Origin of the sequence: Candidatus Ulvibacter alkanivorans (genome assembly GCF_003333325.1) — a bacterium.
Taxonomy (GTDB): Bacteria; Bacteroidota; Bacteroidia; order Flavobacteriales; family Flavobacteriaceae; genus Ulvibacter_A; species Ulvibacter_A alkanivorans.
Genome location: NZ_QOLC01000063.1, coordinates 1 through 1,369, shown reverse-complemented (window position 1 = coordinate 1,369; position 1,369 = coordinate 1). Strand labels below are relative to the sequence as shown.

At 46.7% G+C, this 1,369-nt stretch carries 3 protein-coding genes; all 3 read left to right on the top strand.

The features are described 5' to 3' along the window. Positions 1 to 238, top strand: a 238-nt coding sequence (locus DWA30_RS13660) for a hypothetical protein (protein WP_168421738.1), incomplete at its 5' end; no start/stop codon positions are given. Positions 239 to 357: 119 nt separating this feature from the next. Continuing rightward, positions 358 to 900, top strand: a complete 543-nt coding sequence (locus tag DWA30_RS13655; protein WP_114491459.1) for a hypothetical protein — start codon at positions 358 to 360, stop codon at positions 898 to 900. Between the two features lie 24 nt (positions 901 to 924). Further along, the coding region (locus DWA30_RS13650; RefSeq protein WP_136073157.1) for a hypothetical protein at positions 925 to 1,369 on the top strand (445 nt) is incomplete at its 3' end.

The following is a 1,369-nucleotide window of genomic DNA, read 5'->3' as shown; positions in this document are numbered from 1 at the left end:
GCCCGCAATCCTGCTGATCGCCGCCAGCTCGCCATGGCTATTCCACCGGTTACGGGTGTTCTGGGACCCCATCATCGCGGCGGCCACCTGGGCGGCTGCGCTGGCAGCATATGTGTTCGCCAGCCGTTCCGCAGTGCTGTCGGGTCGCGTCATGTGCTGGCTCGCCTTCGCGCTGCTGTCGGCGGCGGCGGTCTACGGTTATCCGCCGCTACGCCGAGGAATAGCATCCCAACCGTAAAGCTTTTGTCACATTTATCAGGTATCAACTCAATCGGGGTTTGAACCTAATTGATTTATAGCCTCCAAATCATAAGCGCTTTCATCTTTAGACAGTCAGGACCACACTGGAGTTAGATAATGGATAAGACGTTAGGCTTTCGCGAGCAGAATGAATTAAAAATCCCTCTGCCAATATCGATGATTGTGATGCTTTTATTTTCTTTCAACATTTTGCTCGTCGCTTCACCGCCTGCTAGGGCGCATGACTTGAGTAAACAATCAGAAAGCCATCCAATCTCTTCTACAATCACAATTAAAAGACTGGACGGATCTTTAGATGAATTTAAACTAGGGTTTGTTGTGGATCAAGTGAAACGTTCAAACAATCTCTTACTGTTGAGTGGCCGACAAAACGGGGTATTCGTTGATTATTACCCCCTCAAATTTGAGCAAGGCGACGAGCTCATAAATGTAACGCCGGAGATCGCAAGTACGTCAAAAACCTCAAAATTAGTCGAACTACATAAAATCAAAGTCAGAAACGGCGAAGACCCGCGTGTGACATTTAGCACAGAGCCAATTCCTTGGCCGAGCAGTGAATCAGCGTTAACTCGCCCCACCGAGCCGAGGTTTGGCGTTCACGGACCTGTGCCCACTCAAGAGATGCGCACTCATAATTGACTCACGGAGTACCTGCTAATGTTTATGAATGTTACTCGCGGCTTTCGCTGCAAAATTATTTTTGTTAGCGCATTAACTTTTCTATCGGGTTCAGCAAACACCGCCAACGTTCCGCTTTACCTGAATGCGTCGATGTTTGATAATACGACACCAAATGTTTACACTAATATTACGGAAAGAGTTTGCATATTTAATTACTCTGATGATCCGGACATCAATGCAGCAACCGTCCAATCAACAATTATTGGTTGGTTAAACGAATCGACTGGATGGGAAATGATTGGAACAACTAAAATAAATTTTATCGCAGATTGCTCAAATCCAAACATAAGAATTGAATTTCTTGACTTAGATGACCCCGAATGGACTTGTGCCGGAGCCGCTTGTGCGCCATATCCAGGAGGCTCAATCATAAATATTGACGGCATTAACCGAAGGACGGTCACTGGCATCAGAGTAGGAACCCCAT